This window comes from Streptomyces sp. RP5T, from assembly GCF_003933965.1.
Taxonomy (GTDB): Bacteria; Actinomycetota; Actinomycetes; order Streptomycetales; family Streptomycetaceae; genus Streptomyces.
Genome location: NZ_RSAJ01000747.1, coordinates 1 through 3,509 on the forward strand (window position 1 = coordinate 1; position 3,509 = coordinate 3,509).

At 74.9% G+C, this 3,509-nt stretch carries 4 protein-coding genes; all 4 read right to left on the reverse strand.

Annotation, left to right across the window (positions count from 1 at the left end; translation table 11 throughout):
- Positions 1 to 10 precede the first annotated feature (10 nt).
- Entirely contained in the window at positions 11 to 1,312 is a 1,302-nt protein-coding gene (locus tag EHS43_RS40285) for a DUF692 domain-containing protein (protein ID WP_125195503.1), read from the reverse strand.
- A 536-nt stretch (positions 1,313 to 1,848) separates the two neighbouring features.
- Positions 1,849 to 2,565 (reverse strand): aminoacyl-tRNA hydrolase, encoded by a 717-nt coding sequence (locus EHS43_RS40290; protein ID WP_125195504.1) that lies wholly within the window; start codon positions 2,563 to 2,565, stop codon positions 1,849 to 1,851.
- Between the two features lie 15 nt (positions 2,566 to 2,580).
- Complete coding sequence (locus tag EHS43_RS40295) at positions 2,581 to 2,796, reverse strand: hypothetical protein (RefSeq protein ID WP_125195505.1); 216 nt, start codon at positions 2,794 to 2,796, stop codon at positions 2,581 to 2,583.
- Positions 2,797 to 2,805: 9 nt separating this feature from the next.
- The coding region (locus tag EHS43_RS40300; protein ID WP_125195506.1) for a polysaccharide deacetylase family protein at positions 2,806 to 3,509 on the reverse strand (704 nt) is incomplete at its 5' end.

Genomic DNA, 3,509 nt, shown 5'->3' on the forward strand with positions numbered 1-3,509 from the left:
CCCCCGCACCTCAGCGCCGCAGCAGCACCCTGCGCGTGGCCCGCGCCCACCGGACCGCCGGCCGGTGCGACCTCGGTACCGGGCCCGACCGCTCGAGCCACCACTCCCGCAGCTCGCGCCGCGCGCCCGCGTCCGTCAACGTCCCTTCCAGCAGCAGGTGTTCGGCGAAGTCCAGGGCGTCCCGCCGGTATCCGCCGGTCATCGGCGCCCCCTGCGCGTACGCCAGGAACGCCGGGCGGTAGCCCGCCCCGAGGATCACGGGCAGTTCGGGCGCCACCTTCGCCACCACGTCGGCCCGCTTGCCCGCGAGGGCCCGCGCCTGCACCCCCAGCCGCACCCGGTCGAAGCCCTCCGGCGCCGGCGTCCCCGCCACGAGCGCGGACAGCAGCGCGGTCTGGGCGAGCGCGAGCCGCTGGCGGGCGGGGTCGGTCGGGGCGCTCGGCGGCTCCGCGGCGCCGGCCTGCCACGCACGGTCGGTCCGCGCGGCGCCCCCCTTCCGCACCGCCTCCCGGATCGCGCCCAACTCCCTTTCCAGCTCGGCCGGTTCGGGGAAGTTCTCGTCCCGCTCCAGCAGCACGCCCGGCGGTGAGACCCGGGACGCGAGGTCGGTGAGGATGTCGAGGACCGGCCGCGGAACCGGGTGGGCGTGGCTGTCGTGCCACACCCCGTCCCGCTCGAACCCGCCCGCGACATGGACGTAGGCGATGGCCTCCAGGGGGAGTTCGGCCAGTGCCTCGGCCGGGTCCTCGCCGCGGTTGACGTGGTTGGTGTGCAGGTTGGCCACGTCGATCAGCAGCCGTACCCCCGTCCGGTCGGCGAGGTCGTACAGGAACTGTCCCTCGGTCATCTCCTCGCCCGGCCACGCGACCAGCGCGGCGATGTTCTCCACGGCGAGCGGGACCGGCAGGGCGTCCTGCGCGATGCGGATGTTCTCGCACAGGACGTCCAGGGCGTCCCGGGTGCGCGGGACGGGCAGCAGGTGCCCGGCCTCCAGGCCCGGGGAGGCGGTCAGGGGGCCGCCCGCCCGCACGAACGCGATGTGCTCGGTGACCAGCGGTGAGCCCAGCGCCTCGGCCCGCTCGGCGAGCGCCCGGAGCCGCCCGGCGTCGGGCCGGTCCGCGCCCCCCAGCCCGAGCGAGACGCCGTGCGGCACCACGGTCACCCCGCGCTCGCGCAGCCGGAGCAGCGACTCGGGCAGATGCCCGGGGCAGACGTTCTCGGCCACGGCCTCGACCCAGTCGATGCCCGGCATGCCCTCCACGGCGTCCGCGATCTCCGGCCGCCACCCGATCCCCGTGCCCAGTCGCTCCATGTCCGTCCCCCTCCTCGGCCTCTCCCGCGTCCGCTCCGGTCCTCGCCCGTTCGGCGTGACGGAGGTATGGCCCCGCGTCCCGGACCCGAACCGCGCCCGGTGAACCTTCAGAGCAACATTTGAGGTTCGCCGCGCGCGGCCACGACGCTTACGCCGGTTCCGGACCGCGCCCGCGGCTCCCGGCCTGCGAGCCCCTCAGCGCGGGCACGGGTTCCTGCCTACGCCCGCCCGGATCCGTCGGAGCGCCCCGTGCCCTGCCTCGTGCCACGACCTCACCACCTGCGCCGGCAGATTCAGCGCCGGCATCAGCACGAGCACGCGCCCCCGGGGCACAAGCCGCCCAGCCCCCGCCATGACCGTCTTCCCGGGCCGCACGCCGCGTGCACCTGCCCGCGAAGACCTCGTCCGGCAGTGCCACGGGGTCGGGCCTACCGGTCCAAATGTTCCATTGGCCCTGCACAGGCCCAGCAGCCGGGCGAGCCCTGCGCCCCCGGTGACCGGTTCCAGCACCTGGGCCAAGAGGATCCCCGCCCCGGTCACCGCAGCGCCGGATGGTCCGCGACGACCGTGCACGAGCCGGGCGCGATCTCGGTGAAACCGGCGTCACGCACCAACGGCAGCCCACTGGCGGTGAGTTCGGCCCAGCGCCCGGGAGCGGCGGTCCGCACGGCGAGCGGGAACCCGGCGTCCCGCCAGGCCGTCCGCTCCTGGTCCGACAACTCCCACCAGGCCAGTTGGGCGCCGTGACCGGCCTGGGCCATCGCCTTGCCGGCCGACATGTCGAGGTCCGGGCTGAGCCACAGGACGGGGGCGGCCGGGTCCGCCTCGGCCGGCGGCTCGGGGTCGTCGAGATCGGTACCGGAGACCTGGAGCTTGGCCAGCTCCTTGGGCCAGCCGTCGAGCGGCACCGGCGGGAACACCCGCACCTCGGCCGCCTTCCCCGTGACGGTGATCCCGGGCAGGGCCTCGGCCCGCCGCCACTCGGCCCCCCGGGCCCGCCGTACGACCTTGCGGATCCGGGCGTCCTGCCAGTCCCGCACGACCTCGGCCCACTCCCCGTCGCCCACCGAGCGCTCGTCGGCGAGCATGACGAGAACGGCCCGGGCGGCCGTCTCCAGCGCGTCGGTGCGGGCGGGCGGAGCGGCCTTCTCGATACGGACGACCAGGGGCAGCACGAACTGGGGTGCCTGGTCGCGCGCGGTCGGCTCGGAACGGAAGGGGCTGTCGGTCGAGGGCGTCACGTCATGGCTCACCCGGCCACCCTAAGGTCACCCGGAACAGGCCGTCCGCTGAGCCTCCTGCCACTCGCACACCGGGCACAGCGTGATCCCCTTGTAGGACTCCGGGTACTCGGTCGGCTCGCGGTACAGCACACTCCCCCACTCTCGGCTTCGCTCGAGCGGGGGGACCCCCATCGCATACGGCGGCCCGTCGGCGACCGCAGGCTGCGGCACGTCGCCGATCGTGCAGGGGTCCTCGCTCATGCCTCCAGCCTAGGACCCGATCAGTTCGGACACCTTCACGAACCGGAACCCCCGCGCACGCAGCTGCGGAACCACCGTGCGTACCACCCGCTCCGTCGTCGGCGCGGCACTGCGCGTGCAGTGCAGCACCACGACCGACCCCGGCCGCACCCCCTCCAGCACCTGCCGGGACACGGCCTCCGCGTCCGTCGCGAACGCGTCCCCGCTCACCACGTCCCACTGCACGGCGGTCACGCCGACCGGCGTCAGCGCCTTCAGCGCCCGCCGGTCGTAGCACCCGCCGGGGAAACGGAAGTACGGCCTCGCGTCCGGCACCCCCGCCGTCCGGAGCGCCTCGTACGCGCGCTCCACGTCCGCCCGCATCCGGTCACCGGGGACCGTCGGCAGCCCGTAGCAGTCGCCGGTGAAGGCGTAGTGGCTGTAGGAGTGGTTGGCGACCTCGAACAGCGGGTCCCGTCCGATGGAACGGGCCTGGTCGGGATACTCCTCGGCCCACCGCCCGGTCATGAACACGGTGGCCGGCACCTTCAGCGCCCGCAGCGCCGCGATCAGCCCGGGATTGTCGAAGTGCTCACCGGCCGCCGCCCGGGCCCCCTGGTCGGCGGTCATGTCGGCGTCGAAGGTGAGCGCGACCGTCTTGCCGTGAGCGCGGGATCCGTTCTTGAAGACGGGGGTCAGGCCCCCGGGGCCGGGGGCGAGCGTGGGTGGTGCCG